15 protein-coding genes are annotated in these 17,045 nt (G+C 46.5%); 9 read left to right on the top strand and 6 right to left on the bottom strand.

Annotated features, from left to right (window positions below; all coding sequences use genetic code 11):
• The first annotated feature begins 489 nt into the window (after nt 1-489).
• Together QUA13_RS13500 and QUA13_RS13495 are read left to right on the top strand one after the other, a co-directional pair.
• Nucleotides 490-1,578 carry a Rho termination factor (modular protein) gene (locus tag QUA13_RS13500; protein ID WP_333199140.1) on the top strand — a complete coding sequence of 363 codons (1,089 nt, stop codon included), beginning with the start codon at nt 490-492 and terminating at the stop codon, nt 1,576-1,578.
• 153 nt (nt 1,579-1,731) lie between these two features.
• Nucleotides 1,732-2,469, top strand: a complete 738-nt coding sequence (locus QUA13_RS13495) for a Uma2 family endonuclease (protein ID WP_333199148.1) — start codon at nt 1,732-1,734, stop codon at nt 2,467-2,469.
• 27 nt (nt 2,470-2,496) lie between these two features.
• Here the strand turns inward: QUA13_RS13495 and QUA13_RS13490 are convergent, their stop codons facing one another.
• Nucleotides 2,497-4,026: a phenylacetate--CoA ligase family protein gene (locus QUA13_RS13490; RefSeq protein ID WP_333199138.1), complete on the bottom strand. Its 1,530-nt coding sequence runs from the start codon at nt 4,024-4,026 to the stop codon at nt 2,497-2,499.
• A gap of 308 nt (nt 4,027-4,334) precedes the next feature.
• On the opposite strand from QUA13_RS13490, the gene QUA13_RS13485 reads away from it, so the two are divergent.
• The 4 genes from QUA13_RS13485 to QUA13_RS13470 all read left to right on the top strand — a co-directional run bounded on the left by QUA13_RS13485 (nt 4,335) and on the right by QUA13_RS13470 (nt 9,653).
• On the top strand, nt 4,335-6,236 hold the full coding sequence (locus QUA13_RS13485; protein ID WP_333199135.1) for a serine/threonine-protein kinase: 1,902 nt from the start codon (nt 4,335-4,337) through the stop codon (nt 6,234-6,236).
• Nucleotides 6,237-6,458: 222 nt separating this feature from the next.
• A complete protein-coding gene (locus QUA13_RS13480; protein WP_172187795.1) occupies nt 6,459-6,725 on the top strand; it encodes a hypothetical protein in 267 nt (88 codons plus the stop codon).
• Nucleotides 6,726-7,330: 605 nt separating this feature from the next.
• Nucleotides 7,331-8,674: an EAL domain-containing response regulator gene (locus QUA13_RS13475; RefSeq protein WP_172187797.1), complete on the top strand. Its 1,344-nt coding sequence runs from the start codon at nt 7,331-7,333 to the stop codon at nt 8,672-8,674.
• A 313-nt stretch (nt 8,675-8,987) separates the two neighbouring features.
• Nucleotides 8,988-9,653 (top strand): response regulator, encoded by a 666-nt coding sequence (locus QUA13_RS13470; RefSeq protein WP_333199145.1) that lies wholly within the window; start codon nt 8,988-8,990, stop codon nt 9,651-9,653.
• A gap of 224 nt (nt 9,654-9,877) precedes the next feature.
• Here QUA13_RS13470 and QUA13_RS13465 read toward each other — a convergent pair whose 3' ends face one another.
• Both QUA13_RS13465 and QUA13_RS13460 read right to left on the bottom strand, forming a co-directional pair.
• Nucleotides 9,878-10,594, bottom strand: a complete 717-nt coding sequence (locus QUA13_RS13465) for a pentapeptide repeat-containing protein (RefSeq protein ID WP_172187799.1) — start codon at nt 10,592-10,594, stop codon at nt 9,878-9,880.
• Between the two features lie 191 nt (nt 10,595-10,785).
• Complete coding sequence (locus tag QUA13_RS13460) at nt 10,786-11,985, bottom strand: phosphoglycerate kinase (protein ID WP_172187802.1); 1,200 nt, start codon at nt 11,983-11,985, stop codon at nt 10,786-10,788.
• A 184-nt stretch (nt 11,986-12,169) separates the two neighbouring features.
• On the opposite strand from QUA13_RS13460, the gene QUA13_RS13455 reads away from it, so the two are divergent.
• Entirely contained in the window at nt 12,170-12,583 is a 414-nt protein-coding gene (locus QUA13_RS13455; RefSeq protein ID WP_172187804.1) for a universal stress protein, read from the top strand.
• Nucleotides 12,584-12,646: 63 nt separating this feature from the next.
• Here QUA13_RS13455 and QUA13_RS13450 read toward each other — a convergent pair whose 3' ends face one another.
• Entirely contained in the window at nt 12,647-12,826 is a 180-nt protein-coding gene (locus QUA13_RS13450; RefSeq protein WP_333199131.1) for a hypothetical protein, read from the bottom strand.
• Between QUA13_RS13450 and ylqF the strand changes: the two genes are divergently transcribed.
• On the top strand, nt 12,815-13,669 hold the full coding sequence (gene ylqF / locus QUA13_RS13445; RefSeq protein ID WP_172187808.1) for a ribosome biogenesis GTPase YlqF: 855 nt from the start codon (nt 12,815-12,817) through the stop codon (nt 13,667-13,669). The genes QUA13_RS13450 and ylqF overlap by 12 nt on opposite strands.
• 19 nt (nt 13,670-13,688) lie before the next feature.
• Here ylqF and QUA13_RS13440 read toward each other — a convergent pair whose 3' ends face one another.
• Nucleotides 13,689-14,504 (bottom strand): MOSC N-terminal beta barrel domain-containing protein, encoded by an 816-nt coding sequence (locus tag QUA13_RS13440; RefSeq protein WP_333199129.1) that lies wholly within the window; start codon nt 14,502-14,504, stop codon nt 13,689-13,691.
• A gap of 367 nt (nt 14,505-14,871) precedes the next feature.
• On the opposite strand from QUA13_RS13440, the gene QUA13_RS13435 reads away from it, so the two are divergent.
• Entirely contained in the window at nt 14,872-15,582 is a 711-nt protein-coding gene (locus QUA13_RS13435; protein WP_333199127.1) for a carbonic anhydrase, read from the top strand.
• 121 nt (nt 15,583-15,703) lie between these two features.
• Here the strand turns inward: QUA13_RS13435 and QUA13_RS13430 are convergent, their stop codons facing one another.
• Nucleotides 15,704-16,891, bottom strand: coding sequence for a glycosyltransferase (locus tag QUA13_RS13430; RefSeq protein ID WP_333199125.1), 1,188 nt, complete (start codon nt 16,889-16,891; stop codon nt 15,704-15,706).
• Nucleotides 16,892-17,045: the final 154 nt, after the last annotated feature.

Genomic DNA, 17,045 nt, shown 5'->3' with positions numbered 1-17,045 from the left:
CTTATTTATCACCATGTTTGGCTTGGACCCAACTTTGATTAAATTAAATCCAAACTACCGAAAACTCCTAGAATACGCCTCTCTCAGAGCCTGACTCTCCCAAAATATGTCCGAACTGTTGATAAATCGCAATTGCGATCGCAACTCGCAACCCCAGCCCGATCGCCCTGACGCCAAAAAAAGTAAAGATGAGTAAAGCAGTGTATCATTGGTGTCCCACAGCCAGTTAAACTCATCACAGTCGCTTTTTTTAGGAATTGCAGTAACTTTTGCCGATCGCCCGGGCTGTCACCGCACAGGTACAGCAGCAAGGCGATATCTCCCCAGATAACCGAGTTCGATCGCAGTTTGGGTAAAGTGCTTGTGGCGCACCCGACAATTAGAGTTCTTGGGTTAGTTCAGCAGCACTTAAAACTGAGGCTGTAAAGTACAACTATACATAAATACATACACACCAGATTTAAATGACAAAAGGGGACTTGTAACAAGATGGATCGATCGTCCGATCAAAACCGAATAGTTGAATATTTGCGGATTAAGCCAATTAGTCACAGTCAGATTTACACTTCCCAAATTGCAGTACCAGAGCCTCAGAGGGGGGAAATTCCCCGCAAACGCCGCGAAGATCTCAGGAGAAGTCTCATCGAGCAAGGCAGCAACTTGATTCCTTTAATTGTGCGGCGCACTGAAGCTTACAGCAATGAAGAAGAATATGAAGTTGTCTGCGGCTCAGATTGGTGTATTGTTGCTAAAGAACTCGGCATCGAGCAAATGTGGGCTTGGGTATTTGAAATGACCGACGAGGAGGTAGCTGTTGCTCAAGCAGAAATGGAACATTTAGCTCCGCAACCGACTCATAAAGCTGCACAAATTGAGACACTACTGCAACAATTTGAGCTATCATTTCAAAAAAAGGTAGAGAGTCTAACAAAACAAATAGAACAATCTGTTAAAAAAAATGAAGATCTACTAAAAAAGCACGTAAAAGCTCTAACTGAGCAGAACTTTGAGCGCAACCAAATAGAACAGATTAAGCATTTGCTCGAACAAGTGGAAAAAGCATTTCATGAAAAGGTAGATAAAATGGCTAAAAAAATTGAACAATCGAGCAGCAACCGTCCGCCAACATCGGCGGTTATTTCTGAGGTTAATCTTGAAGCCGCTTTGAGACAGTTGGATGAACTGGAAAAACTGCTGTCAAGAAAACTAGAACGCACAGTCCAAACCATTAATCAGTTTGTTTCTGACGCCATTGAAGACGTAGAAAATGACCTAAAAAATCAAATTGAAACGCTGCGCCGCCAACTCGGAGGCGCAGCGACGCACTCAGAAATACAGCCCGAGGCAGAACCTAAAACGCCGTCAAAAACACAGTCCAAGAAGCAGTCGAAAGCACAGCAGAAACCTCAGCTACCGCAGTTGCAGTTGGAGTTGCCGTTTCCGTCCCCAACGGAAGACTACGAAACTCTTTCGCTGAGGCGATTGAAGGCGATCGGCAAAGACCGGAAAGTGCGGGGCTACGCGCGCATGAAACGACCGGAAATTTTAGCTGCTCTCAGGGAAGCTGACGGCCAATAAAGCGGTAATTGCTAATAGTTAAAGACTAATTGTTCGGTGTTCGATCGCATTTTTGGAGGGAAAGTGCGATCGGGCTTTCAGAATAGTCCTCAGCAGAGATATGAAAAGCTTGCTAAAATAGACAGACAACCTCTTACTCCTCAGCCAGCAGCCATGTCCGCAACCGCAGAATTAGCTACTACCCAAGAAATACCAGAACAAGAGATACCAGAAAATGTTATCTTTCCTTCAGGCGATTTATACAGTGACGAACCTCCGGTGGAAACAGAACTGCATCTCCGACAAATAATCCTACTCCTCAACTGTCTAGAATGGCTGTGGCGAGATAGAAATGATTTCTATGCTGCTGGAAACCTCACCATTTATTACAGTCCCAAGCAACTCAAATCGAAAGACTTCCGAGGCCCAGACTTTTTTGTGGTACTCGGAACTGAACGCAAAACTCGGAAAAGCTGGGTAGTTTGGGATGAAGAGGGAAAGTACCCCAATATTATCGTAGAAATCCTGTCTCCCAAAACAGCGGATGTAGACAAAAACTTTAAGAAACAACTATATCAAGATACTTTTCGCACTCACGACTACTTTTGGTTTGACCCAGAAACTTTAGAATTAGCTGGGTTTCATTTAGTTGACGGGGAATATGAAGCAATCGCACCGAACGAATCCGGGCATCTGCGGAGTCAACAACTCGATTTGAGTTTGGGAATTTGTGCCGGAAAATTGCGTTTCTTTACAGCAGAAGGAGAGCTTGTCCCTACTCCTGAAGAGGTTGCAGAAAGGGAGATTCAACGAGCCGAGGGAGAGGCTCAACGAGCCGGACAAGAGGCTCAACGAGCCGATCGCCTGGCCGCAAAACTGCGAGAATTCAACATTGATCCCGATACAATTTAGTGCACCCCCTACTCACAAAAACACGGTTTACTGCCGCGTGTATCGGTGCTTCACCCCAATCGGAAAATACTCCGCATCGCCCATCGCAGTTAATGTCACCACAGGTAACTGATATTCTGGCGGCACGTAATTAGCAAATTCGCTGTTTAGCCGCCGCAATTGCGCGAGAATTGAAGATGCGATCGCCTGCTTCATATCCTCGTCGCCCTCCACCCCCGCTGCTAATTCCACAACCACTGATAAAAACCGATTTTGATCCGCATCTTCCTTGACTTGCAGTACAAATTTTCCCGTCACCCATTCCCGAATAATCGGAACTTCTAAACCTATGGTGACGTTTTCCGGGTAAATGTTAGCACCGAAGTAGGAAACGGTAAAGTGCGATCGCCCAAATACATAGACAAATGGCAAGCAGCGAATTCCTCTGGGGAAATCAGAAACTTTCATAGCTGCTTCTTGCTGCAAACGTGCCACAGGGTTAAATCCCCATTCTGCCAAAAAATTGAGCATTGCTTCGTAACAAATTAAACCGCCGTTATCGGAGATGTGATAGCGTATTAGCGGGATGCCGTTGTCGCCAGAAAATAACAGCGTGCCGTCTTTATTCACTTCAAAAAAGCGACTTTTCGGATCGTACTGCATCAGCGTTGGCAACCGCGATTCCCCGAATAAATTGCGTGCTGCTTCCGGATTGTTTGCTAAAAAGCGGCGGATGCAAATGCTCAGCGGTGTCTCGTTGCCCAAAACGCCCGCATCGGCCGTACCGTAAAGGCTCGCAGAGTTGTAATATAGATTGTCAGAATTAGTACGATCGCTCACCAAACTCCGCCATTCTTCGCTAAACACTTCCCCCGCAAACACCATCTTAATTCGATATTTTTGCCACTCCACACCCCCAGCAATTCCGCTATCAATCACATCTTTGATAAACGGCGGATATCCCAACAAGACTACTTGCTCGAAATGCTCCCCAAGTTCCTGCACAACTCGAAATATTTCAGCCTTATTATTCCCAGGCGTCACAACTGTAACGGGATAACCCTTACTCGCTAGATAGCGGCAGCAATTTGCCGTGTACATTCCCCCAACCCAAGTCCCCAAAGCAAAGCAAATCACAGCTAAAGTTGAGCGAGTATCGGCGGAAAAACTGTCGTGAAATATTTGTTCAAAACGAGCGGCTATTTGCAACTCGTCGCTGATAAAACGCGGCCAAAATGTCGGGTTTCCTGTCGAACCCGATGAAACAGCAATGAAATCGCAAGTTTCTAATTTGCCCTGGTAGCACAACTGAGGTAGCGGGTGACAGCGTAAATAATTCTCTTTGGTAATTAGCGGCAATTTTTGGAAGTCTTCAAAGGTTTTAATTGAGGCGGGATTGATGTTGAGTCCAGCTAGGAAAGTCTGGTAAGCTGGTACTGTGGCCGCGACTTTTTGAAAAAGCGCGATCGCCCCGCATTCGGCAACTCGATTCTGCTGGTGTTGCAATCGTTCCTCAAGCGGCGCCCTCAAAAACTCTTCAAACGCCCCAATTGCTCGCTGACGCTGTTCTGGCTGCATGATTTGCTCCTTAAAATGGGTATTTTGCACCTCGATCGCTCAAGATTCAATTAGTAGCGCTAACGACCCGATCGCACATTGGGCTGGACACTAAAAATTTGAACACATTTTGAGGTCGATCGAATCGAAAAGATGGCGCAGTGGATAAACTTCAATACCACGAAACCCCTTTTTTAACAATAACCACAGGGGATAGGCAAGCTGCCGATCGACTAATCAACACTGACACACTATGTCAAGATTAATTCAGCGATCGCCCAAAATCCTCAGTCTCAGTCAAGCGTGAAAATCCGACGCAGCAAGTTCCAATGAACAATCCCATCTACCCCGGCATAACTCTCAACAACCACTACCGCATCGTCCGCGAATTGGGACACGGAGGCTTCGGACGCACCTACCTCGCTGAAGATGCCCACCGATTTAACGAACCCTGCGTTTTAAAAGAATTTGCGCCCCAAGTACACGGAAGTTACGCTTTACAAAAATCCGAGGAACTGTTCGAGCGGGAAGCGGGAGTGCTCTACAAGCTGCAACACAATCAAATCCCGCGCTTCCGCGAACTCTTCCGCGTCAGTATCAGCGATCGAGGCTACCTATTTCTCGTTCAAGACTACGTTCCCGGTCAAACTTACCGCTTTTTGCTCGACGCCCGCAAGCGTCAGGGTTTGCGATTCATCGAGGCAGAAATCAATCAACTGCTGCTGCAGATTTTGCCCGTGCTCGAATACATTCACTCTTTAGGAGTGATTCACCGCGACATCTCCCCGGACAACCTGATTCTGCGGAGTTCTGACGGGATGCCGGTGCTGATCGACTTCGGCGGAGTAAAACAACTTGCCGCCACCGTAGAGTCTCTGTTCGCTGAGGCTAACGGCACTCCCGCCCCCGCGACTCGCATCGGCAAGCTCGGCTATGCTCCCGTCGAACAAATGCAAATGGGAATCGTCTATCCCCAAAGCGATTTGTACGCTCTGGCGGCGACGGTTTTAGTGTTGCTGACGGGGAAGGAACCGCATCAGTTGCTCGACAGCCAGACGCTCAATTGGAACTGGCGGGCGGAATGTTCTCTGTCTCCGAATTTGTCCCTGGTGCTAGATAAAATGCTTGCTCAACAGCCGAGCCAGCGTTACTCCTCGGCTCGCGAGGTAATGCTGGCTCTCTCCGGCAATCCGCCTTTACAGCCACCTTTTCCACCAGCCCCGGATTTTGGACCCACGCAGCCGCCGGATCTCTCGCCTATACCAGTGCCCGCCCCCGCGCCAAAGCTGCCGGGAACTCCGGTGCGAGCTGGTATTGGCAATCAGCAAAAGATGCCTGCTTGGAAAATGGTTTTGTTCGTGGTGGCGGTGCTCTCAAGTATGGGGGGAGTTGGCTGGTTTGCGGGCAATTATTTGTTAAATCTGCAATCCAAAGTGCAGAAAATTCCCCAGAGTCCGAGCCCGAAGCAGCAGCAAGAAGATGCTTTGCAAGATCGCTTTGTAAAGCTCAAAATTGACGATCGATTCTATAGCGGTTACGTCAACCTTGTGGACGAGACTTTTTATGCCAAATACCCGGAATTGGGCGGACGGCTGTTAAAAGAAGGCGATGACGATCGCCAGTGGCGCGAAAGGTGGCAGAAAATCGGCGACGAGTTGCTCGACAAGCTGGAAAATCTCAGCAGCGACGCTAGAGCGCGGTTGGGCAGTTACGACACCGCCGATATCGATCGCTGGAAAACTGAGGTTAACAAGCTGAATTTGAGCAGTCGGGCTCTGTACGATTTGGCTGATGCTAAGTTCTTTTATTGGTTTCCACAACAGCCGCGCGATCGCAATATCATCGGTTTGCCGATCGGACAAATTTGGCAAGCAATTACCGCCGACGCCCTCGCATCTTTGCAAGCTGGAGCCACTGTCGAAAGCGTTGAATTTGACCGCCGATCGAACAGCAAAAGCCTCACAGGCAATCTCAAACCCGGAGAAGGGAAAGCTTACATTGCCCGGTTCGCTCAAAATCAAACTTTGCGCGTGAATTTGCAAGCACCGCGCAAATCTACTCTACTGTCAATTTATACTCCGGGGCGGACCAAGGGCGCGCGAGCTTTGTTGGAAGACGCAGAGGGGCTTAGTTGGTCGGGATTGCTCGATGATGCTGGTTATTATGAATTCGTGGTCGTTTCTCAGGCATCCGAGCCGATCGCTTACGAGTTGAACCTGACTGCCGAATAACTGCTATTGACCGAAAGCATCCAGGATACAAGCCCCCGGATTCATCCGTCCAGAAATAAAAAACCTGTATCCGATGAAACTTGCCCCCCGAATTTATCCGTGGGGTCAATCTAAAATCTAAAATCTAAAATCTAAAATCTAAAATCGATTGACGCTCTCGATCGACCCAGGCAATAATAAGGTAATACCAATCACGTAAGTTTTCCGTTTCAAACAAAGAATATGCTGAGATTCGCGATCGTAGCTTTAGTAACTTTAGGATTAGTATTGGTGACTGCACTAGGTTTACATCCAGCCAATGCGACAGTCAGCACTCCCGAATTTTATGCTTGGAACTTTGCCTCTGTAGGCAGTAGCGAGCTTGTTTGTAAAAAGACGGTGGTAGTTCCGCAAGACCTAATCATTCCGTCATCTATGCAGGCTGTCAGTATCACTTCTGCAATTGTAGATGAAAAATATTGCGCGAATTCCACTAAGCCTGTGAATTAAAACAGTGCATAATATGATGTCCAGTTATACAACCATAATTAAGATCTCGGTCAGTCGATTTTAGATTTTAGATTTTAGATTTTAGATTTTAGATTTTAGATTTACTTCACAGATAAATCTGAATCTGGGAGCTTAAACTAGGGTCTAAAAGTTTGATCTCTCCACGACTGTTGCTGTTGGCAAGTATCCGTTTTTGGGGCCAGGAGGCAGCCTCCTGATTCATCCATCGAGAGGAAACCAAAGTCCTAATTACAAACACGGGCTAATTATGAGCAATTAACCGGACATCATATAAGTAATTGCCTGAGTGATTGCGGCTATCCGCGCAGTGACAGTGTTAGTGGCATTCTTTTATGAGAAACTACAGTTATTTAATAAGAAAAGTTTATCAAACGAGTCGGGCGCAGCATTTTTATGCTATTGAAAGATATCGAACTCTTCCCTATTTGGGCAGTTATTTTATTGTGACTTAAGAACCGAGGGAAAAAATTCAGCCATTTGGCTAATTATTTATTGGCTAATTGGCCGAATTACTAATTCGTTAGTTTGAGTATGCTAAAGTTAGTCAGGTTCAGATATATAGTGCCATCTGTTATCTAATTATCATGCTCAAAATTTTGGTGATTGAAGACGACGAATTAATCCGGGAAACTCTTCTGCAACTCCTGGAATCTCACAGCTACCGGGTCATTGCGGCCGAAAACGGTCGAGCTGGGGTGCAGATGGCACTTTCGGAGATACCTGATTTAATTTTGTGCGACGTGCAGATGCCGGAACTCGACGGTTATGACGTGTTGCGGACTCTGCGGCAAAACTCGCTAGCTGCAACAATTCCATTTATTTTCCTCACGGCTCAAAGTGACAAAACGGATTTTCGTCGGGGGATGGATTTGGGGGCAGACGATTACCTGACAAAACCGTTTACCAAGGCTGAATTGCTGGGAGCCATTGCTTCTCGCGTCTTGAAACGGCAAACTATTACTCAACCGTTGACAGTCGCGCTTCACCAAGCAGAAGCCAGACTCAAAGATTTAGTTAACGACTCGACCAAGGTTACGACTCTATCTCCTGAAAAGTTTGCTCTCGAAGCTTTGCTGCGCCATGCTTTGGCACAAGGTGAGTTTCAGGTATACTATCAGCCCCAGGTGAATATTGCTACCGGCAAAGTTATCGGCGCCGAAGCTTTAGTGCGCTGGCAAAATCCCGATCGAGGTATAATTTCTCCCTGCGAATTTATTCCCTTAGCAGAAGAAACAGGTTTAATTATTCAGATTGGCGAGTGGGTACTGCTTTCAGCTTGCGCTCAAGCCGCTAGTTGGCTGGCTGCAGGGTTTTCGCCCTTTACAATATCAGTAAACTTGTCGGCTCGGCAGTTGTCTGACCCGGAACTCAAGGCGCGAATCGTGCAAATATTGGAAACTACAGGCTTGGAGCCTGCTAATTTAGAATTAGAAATGACCGAAAGCGCTTTGGTAGAAAATGCGACAGTAGCAGGCGCTACTTTAAACCAACTTAAAGCTCTAGGAATTCGGATTGCTATTGACGACTTCGGCACCGGTTACGCTACTTTAGGATATCTCAAGCAATTTGCTTTTGACAGTTTAAAGATCGATCGAATTTTCGTCCGTAATGCCAATGAAGATACTCAAAATGCTGCTATTACTACAGCAGTAATTTTACTGGGTCATAGTTTGAATATGACAGTAATTGCTGAGGGAGTAGAAACAGAAGCAGAACTAGATTTTTTGAAACAACATCAGTGCGATATCATGCAGGGGTATCTGTTCAGCCGCCCCGAACCAGCAGCGATAATTGAAAGTATGTTGGTTGCCGACCCGGGTTTCTTCGCGCAGCCCCCAGCAGCACCTGCTCGCGTTGTCCCTTTTGTACCTGTGTCCGAACCAGAAAAATCTAAAAACCTTTCAATGTCGGGTCTAGGAATAGTTTAAGTATCACCAAGATTTGTGTATAATACAAAAAAATTCTTTTTTTTACCTTGTATTTTATGCATAAAAGTTGACGTTTTATAATAAAAAGTTGTAGCTTTTTTGGAGAGATGAATTTAAGAAGGAAATTTTAGCCCAACATTCCTTAACTTCTTCCCATTTTATGCGATCGCGCCCGTAATTCGACTATTGGAGCAATTGTGGCGTTTTGAAATTGCGAGCTTTTATCAAGTTCCAGCAGGTAAACTAATTGAAGTTCCTACTTTGGGAGCCGCAGTTTCAAGAACTGTCCAACTGGATTTGGTGCAAGCCTTTCATGGAAAGAATATTAGTAGTTGACGACGAAGCAGACTGTCAAATAGTCTTAGCAATGTACCTCGAAAGCCAGGGATACGGGGTTGAATGCGCTAATTCCGGGCTTGAGGCGCTCTCGATTTTTGAGAATGCCCCCCCAGATTTGGTAATTTCAGATGTCATGATGCCCGAAATGGACGGGTTTGAGTTTTGCCGCCGCTTGCGAACTACACGTTTGGGACAGTTGGTGCCGTTTATATTTTTGTCAGGTCAAGGCGAGATTGAGTCAAAAGTTGAAGGTCACTCGATCGGGGCTGACGATTATCTGGTAAAACCTTTTCATTCTGAAGAAATCTTAGCTAAGGTGAAGGCGCAGTTAGAGCGCTCTCACCGCATTCACGCCGAGATTGTGCGACTCCTTCAAACTTCTAGCGCTAGGGCGGTGGAGCCAAAAGTTGTGGCAGTATTGCCAGCACCTGCACCTTTGCCTTTAACACCAGCCGAGGAAAGAGTTTTTTGGGAAGTTATTCAGGGTTATACTAACAAACAAATTAGCGATCGGCTGTTTATTAGCCCCCGGACTGTGCAAGCTCATTTAGGCAGCATTTTCAGCAAATTACAGCTAGAAAATCGGGCTCAGCTTGTGAGATTTGCCCTAGAAAACGGATACAAACCACCCCAAACTTAGCTCAGCTCTGATAATGTCCGGCAAATTACTTACGATATCTCCCAAGAGAACGGAACGAAGCGAAGTCAAGCAATCCCAGGGGCTTAAGATTGCTTGCGTCTGCTGTCGTAAACTTTGCAATGACTGGCATTTAGGCGGACATGATATAAACCTAGGGCGCGGCAGCCAGTCAAAAACTCCCGTAGCTGCCACATTAATCGCGGCTGACGCACTCAGCGGGCCGATTATTCCAAATTCAAAACACAATAAGGAAAATTAGTTATCACGCAAACCCCCGGTCCCAAATTTGTACCCCGTAAGTTGGCACGTTCCAAATCAGCCTGGCGCACGTTATTAGCCGCATCGATATTTGTACCGCTCAATTGAGCCCTCGGAAGCCGAGTATTTGACAAAATAGCATTCTGCAAATTAGTATCGCGCACATCCGCGAAAGACATATCCGCTCCGCTTAAATTTGCACGGTTTAAATTAACCCTAAACAGCAGCGATCGCCTCAAATCGGCATTCGACAAATTAGCTTGTAACAGATAAGCTTCACCCAGATTCGCATTAAAAAGTTTAGCACCGCGCAAATCAGCACTCGTCAGATTCGCTCGCCCCAAAAAAGCATTAGACAAATCCGCATTTCGCAGATTAGCACCATTCAATTCAGCACCGTACATCTCGGCGTTGATTAAATTAGCATTAGACAAATTAGCATCACTTAAATCCGCTTCTAACAAATTAGCTTCATAGAGATTTGCGCCGCTTAAATCTGCTCCTCTTAAATTAGCTCTGTACAAGCTAGCCTTGAATAAATCAGCATTTCTCAAGTCACAGCCTTCGCATTCATTACTTTCCAGCAATTGCCTGACATGATCTGGATTTTGAGCTTTAACGGGAGCTGCCAGCCAAAACAAAGCTAAACTTGCCGTTACAGTTGCCAAGATTTTAAGTTTCACAAACAAACCTCACTGCTACTTCGGATTAATTATACTAGCAAACTGTAGAATTTAAACCCATGTCCTTCTCTCTTTTCTCTTGCTCTGCGTTCTCTGCGCCCTCTGCGGTAAATCCCCAAAAAACAGATTCTCAGCCAATGATTTAGACCTGCTTGCAGCAAGGCGGGCTTTGCCCGCCCTACTTAACTTAATTAAGCCTCATCTAAAGCAGCAACACCAGGCAATTCCTTACCTTCGAGCAGTTCCAAACTAGCACCGCCACCAGTGGAAATGTGGCTCATTTGTTCGCCTAAATTCAACTGTTCCACAGCCGCCACCGAGTCACCCCCACCGATAATAGTGGTAGTACCAGTTTTAGTAAGTCCAGCCAAAGAATGAGCAATACCTTCAGTTCCAGCAGCAAACTTCTCCATCTCAAACACGCCCATCGGCCCGTTCCAGATTACCGTTTTGCAATCGGCCAAAGCATCTTGGAAAGTTTTTACTGAATCCGGGCCGATATCCAAACCCATCCAACCTTCCGGGATGCTTTCTACAGGAACAGTTTGAGTGTTAGCCGCCGCATCAAACTTATCAGCAACTACCACATCAGTAGGTAACAGAAAAGTAACTCCCCGTTCCTTCGCCTTCTCTTCCAAAGACTTAGCCAGTTCCAGCTTGTCATCTTCCACCAAAGACTTGCCAACGTTCAAGCCGCGAGCTTTGTAGAACGTGAAAACCATGCCGCCGCCCAACAGCAGTTTGTCGCACTTTTCGAGCAGTTTTTCAATGACTCCAATCTTGCTAGAAACCTTAGAACCGCCGATAATAGCAGCTAAAGGACGCTGGGGATTGTCGATCGCACTGCCGAGATATTGCAGTTCCTTCTCCATCAAAAACCCAGCGACAGAAGGACTCAGATACTTAGTAACGCCCTCAGTAGAAGCGTGAGCCCGGTGAGCCGTACCAAAAGCATCATTGACATACAAATCGGCCACAGAAGCTAACTTCTTAGCAAATTCTGGGTCGTTTGCCTCCTCCTCTGGGTAGAAGCGCACATTTTCCAGCAAAAGCACATCGCCATCTTGCATCGCCTCGACTGTAGCAGCGACTTCATCGCCGATGCAGTCGTCAGTCTTTTTGACCTCTTTGCCCAACAATTCCGACAGCCTTTTAGCAACCGGCGTCAAGCGCAACTTCTCCGTCACACCCTTGGGACGCCCGAAGTGGCTGCACAAAATGACCTTAGCACCCTTGGACGCTAAATCTTGAATTGTCGGCAGAGCAGCCCGGATGCGAGTATCATCGGTGATATTGCCGTTGTCGAGCGGCACGTTAAAGTCCGCCCGCACCAATACCCGTTTGCCCGATAAGTCCGATGCCGATAAATTTGCTACAGTTTTTTTGGTCACAGGATTAACCTCCTAATATGTGTGTTTTTGTCTAATTCCGTTGAAATGGCGGCACTTGTCACTTGCACTTGGGGCCTCGGACGCATTCAACCGCGTCCGTACAAAAAACGGAAGATGAAACAAACGGCACTGATTGGCTCAACGTAAACATTTTATCGGAGTCCGCGTCCGGGAGATGCGCACTATGTTCAAGACTGTCTTATTTCCTGTCGATCAAAGCCGAGAAGCCCGCGAAGCCGCGGAAAAGGTTGTCAATATTGTGAAAACCTACACTTCTCGTTTAGTTATTCTTTCGGTAGTCGAACCCCCAGCCGAGGAGGGTGCCACCCCACCGTCAGAGGTGATGAGTTCCCCGGAAGCAGTCGCCAAACTGCTGTCTGAGGCCCAATTGATGTTTTCCCAGCAGGGAATCGAAGCTGAAATCATTGAGCGAGAAGGCAAACCGGCTTTCACGATTTGTGATGTGGCTGACGAAATTGGGGCCGATTTGATTGTGATGGGCTGTCGGGGGATGGGTTTAACCGATGATGGGGCGTCTGACAGCGTTACCAATCGGGTGATCAATCTGTCTCCTTGTGCAGTGTTGATTGTGCCTTAAGGAAGGAAGGAAGAAGGAAGAAGGAAGAAGGAAGAAGGAAGAAAGAAAACTCTTTCTTATTACTTATTTCCAGTAGTGTAAGTTAGATGCCCAACAGCTTACTTCTGCCATTTTCCTGATTCCCTCCTTCCTTCGTGCCCTTAAATCCGTTATACTCATCCGTTCCCTGATTATTTCTTGATTCTTCCCTCTTCCTTCTTCCTTCTTCCTTCTTCCTTCTTCCTTCCTATTATGAAAATTCACTGGTATCCCGGTCACATTGCCAAAGCTGAACGGGCATTAAAAGAACAGCTAAAGCGGGTAGATGTGGTGCTCGAAGTCCGAGATGCCCGCATTCCATTAGCTACTTACCACCCCCAAATGCCGAGTTGGGTGGGCGGCAAGGCGCGAGTATTGGTCATCAACCGCATGGATATGATTGCGCCTCGCGCGCGCGAGGCGTGGGAAACATGGTTTGAGGCCCAGGGGGAAACTGCGTATTTTACTAATGCCGAGCACGGTCAAGGAGTAGACGCTGTGGCGGATGCCGTGCAGAATGCTGGGGTGCAGCTAAATAAAAGAAGGTTCGATCGAGGTATGCTGCCCCGTCCAGTCCGCGCAGTGGTGATGGGCTTTCCAAATGTCGGAAAATCTGCTTTAATTAATCGCCTGTTAGGGCGGAGAGTGGTGGACAGTGCCCGCAGAGCAGGAGTAACTAAATCGCTCCGATGGATTCGCATTTCTGACGAAATTGAATTATTAGACGCCCCCGGAGTCATCCCAACTCGCATTAACAATCAAGAAAATGCCATAAAATTAGCTATTTGCGAAGATATTGGCGAGGCAGCTTACGACAATCAGGTAGTAGCGGCAGCGATGGTAGATTTGCTCCAAGGGCTGGAGGCGGCTGATGAGACGTTGATATCACTATCTGGTTTCAAATCCAGGTATAAATTAGATGCAGCCTCTAGTAATGGTGAAGATTATTTGCACGAGGTAGCAAAAGACAAGTATAAAGGAGATGTCGAACGAACGGCGCGGCAAATGTTAAACGATTTTAGAACGGGTGTGTTGGGTCAGCTTACTTTGGAGTTGCCACCGGCTTGATCGGACTCGTGCCATACAACTAATCAGGAATGGTATTAAAGAGGGATTTGCTGGCGCTACTAATTTGAACTTCGTCTCCTATGTGTAATATTTTTCCGGCTGCTTGACCCGAGACTCGCATACTAACTATCAGTCGATTAAAGTGATTTAAAGACCCTCTCTTTACCAAATCAGGCATGATTTCCTCCTGCTTGGCTTTTAGTAGATTTTGAAAATTTGTATCGGTTGCTTTCGGGGCATAATATGGCGGACATCGGATACAGGGGTGACCGAGATTAATAGCTTCAAATATTACAGTCCCTATTTTCAACGTCACTAATTCATTGGCTTCTGGGAAAAGTTGGTCTTCCCAAAAAGCCGGGACATCTCCTATTTCAATATTAGCTCGCAAGCGATGGCGCATTTCGTTAACGGAAACTCTCGGAAACCAAGATGCAACTTCGGCAATTGTTTCGGTACTTATTATGCTTGGCCCGGGCGCAGCGGTATCGTCGGGAAAGCCTGTCAGCAAGTTTTCCATTAACTTGACGGGGAAACCGAAGTAGTTGCTCAACCAATATTCTATCCCTGGGCGTTCTCTATCTACATGAAAAAAAATTTCTTGTTCGGTGTCTTGTATTTTCAGACCGGCCATTCTCTTTTGGATGTCAAAGGATAAGCGCAGAAAATGGACTCCGCTGTTGCGCTTAGTGTTAACAAGTTCTCCTGCTTCATCGCAGATTGCAAAAGAGCGATCGCCTTCTAGAGCTCCGCTGGCAAGAATAGTTGCTTGATTGACAGCTATGCCGTCAAGGGACTTGACCGGATAGATATGGATACTGGCGACGTAAGACATTTCGATCCATTGATAAATAATTGTAGTTTTACAATAGTCCCGACTGTTTTTAGTTCGTAGTCTGAAACCCGCGATTTTCCGTTGGTAGCGAACTTGCCGAATCGCCTTGAAACCCTTTTTCTACGGTTGGCAATCAAAAACTGTCTGAAGTATTGGTTTGAGATACATTTTAGCATCCCCTGCCTGCAGAAGGATGACCGCAGTTGCCTTTAGGAAATAAAATCTGAAATAGAAAGGGCCAAATTTTTTGATTTTTTAAGTTTAAATTTTGCTGTAGCTACTTGTAAAAAAAAAGTAAAGAAATAGGGTTCAGCTTGTGGTATATCTTATGCTATAAAACACCCAAAATTAAACCGAGTTGCAAGCAATGACAGAAAGCGGAAGAAGAGATATGATTTCGCGGCGCAATTTAATGTTAAAGGCTGGTGCAGGGATACTGACGGCAAGCTTTGCACCTGCGCTTTTGCAAGCTCAACCCGCAAAGGCAGAAGCAATCTCTGAGATTACTCCCGACGGTGCTCTCAAGAAATTGATGGAGGGGAATCAACGCTACATTGAGCAAACACGGACATTTCCCGACCAAGCTCGATCGCGAATTGTAGAAGTAGCAGAGGGTCAACATCCGTTTGCAACCATCCTGGCTTGTTCTGATTCGCGGGTTGCGCCCGAAATTATTTTCGACCAAGGATTGGGGGATTTGTTTGATATCCGAGTAGCTGGAAATTTTCTCGACGATGTGGTTCTCGGCAATATGGAATATGCCGCAGTAGAATTAGGCGTGCCGCTATTAGTAATTCTGGGTCACGAACGCTGCGGTGCTGTTAAAGCAGCTTTAGATGGCAAAGCTGTGCCGGGTCACATTAGCACTTTGGTGGCGGCGATTAAACCCGCAGTTGATACCACAATAGGTGTCCAAGGCGATGCCTGGGATAACGCAGTCAGAGCTAATGTGAAAATCAATGTAAATAAGTTACAATCCTCGTCGCCTATTTTAGCTGAAGCAGTCAAAGCGGGCAAGCTTAAAGTTGTTGGGGGCCGCTACGATTTGGATAGCGGCAAAGTAGAGATAATTGCTTGATTTTGCTCGCATCTCATATCTTGGAATCTTTTTAAAGAACAGGCTTTCCGGGCTGTTCCACAATCCGAGAATTTGATTGTGGGGTGGGCATCCTGCCCGCCCATAAAAGCCATAATTTCAGTTACATCAAACCCATTTCTTGCAGTCCCCGGCGCAGGCGTTCTGCTTCAAAGGGGCGGCGCTGTTCGTGAAGGGCGATCGCTCTTTTGAATTCGGCTAAACTCTCTGGCATTTTGCCAATTTTCAGCAGCGCTACTGCCAAGTTTTGATGAGCTTCGGCGTGTTCGGGAGCGATTTTAATCGCTTGTCGGTAATAGGCGATCGCATCTGCTAAATTTCCGGCTGCCTTCAACGTCAGTCCTAAATTGTAGTGCCCTGTGGCAAAACTGGGGTCAATTTTTAAAGCTGCTTTATAAGCTTTTTCAGCAAATTTCAAATCTCCTTCATCTTTGAGCAAATTGCCCAAATTATTGTAAGCGCCCAACTTTAGCGCCGGAATAACGTCTGTATTAATTGCCGCTTGATAGTGTTCTTTGGCTTTAACAAATTGCTGCTGTTGGCGATAAGCAATTCCCAAATGATAGTTGAGTTCGTAAACAATAGAATCATCAATTGCCGCCGCAGCCAAGCCCCTAGTTAATAAATCTATTCCCCGCCCAATTTGCCCTATTTCTACATACAAAGCGCCTAATTTGCTACAAGCATAAGCATCGTTTGGATAATAAGCGATGTAGCGTTCCATTGCTGCTTGAGCTTTTTGGAATTTACTTTTTGCTGCGATCGCATCTTTTTGATAACCAGAGTGCCAAATTGCCACATTGGGGAGAGAAGCTATTTTCCATGTTGGTTCCCTGTGCAAAATCTCAGCCACGCTGTCGTCTACCATTGCGTGATAAGGGCGAGAAAATCGGATGTCGGGGCGATTGCGAAACAATCGAGACACTAGGGAATAGGGAGATTGAGAGGCACCGATTTCTTGGCGGATGAGATTTATTAGGAGCAGCCGATCGCTCTGAATGCCCTCCTTAATTTGAGGTAAAATCTGCGGTACCAAAACCTCGTCGGCATCCAACACCAAAATCCAGTCGCCCTGGGCGTGCTTCAGACACTCGTTGCGCGCCGCTGCGAAGTCGTCGCACCATTCAAAGTCATAAACCCTCGCGCCATATCCTCGGGCGACTTCACGGGTGCGATCGCCCGATCCCGTATCCACCACCACTATTTCGTCCACAACACCCTTAACGCTGTCCAAAGTCCGCGACAGTGTTGCCTCTTCATTCTTCACAATCATGCACAGAGTCAGATCCATCGGGCGCAAACTTTCCTCGTTTCACAAAATTATTGTAATTTTTTTACCAGTAAAACACAAAAAGTCCCAGAAAAAATTCTCCTATTTCCTTTTTGCCTTGAGCATAAGTACCTTTCTTCCCTAGAAAAAGTGGGTTAACTCTTTTGAGGTATTA

The organism is Microcoleus sp. S28C3 (genome assembly GCF_036700785.1).
Classification (GTDB): Bacteria; Cyanobacteriota; Cyanobacteriia; order Cyanobacteriales; family Microcoleaceae; genus Microcoleus; species Microcoleus asticus.
Note: the sequence above shows the minus strand (reverse complement) of the source record. Positions and strands in the feature narration are given on the sequence as shown.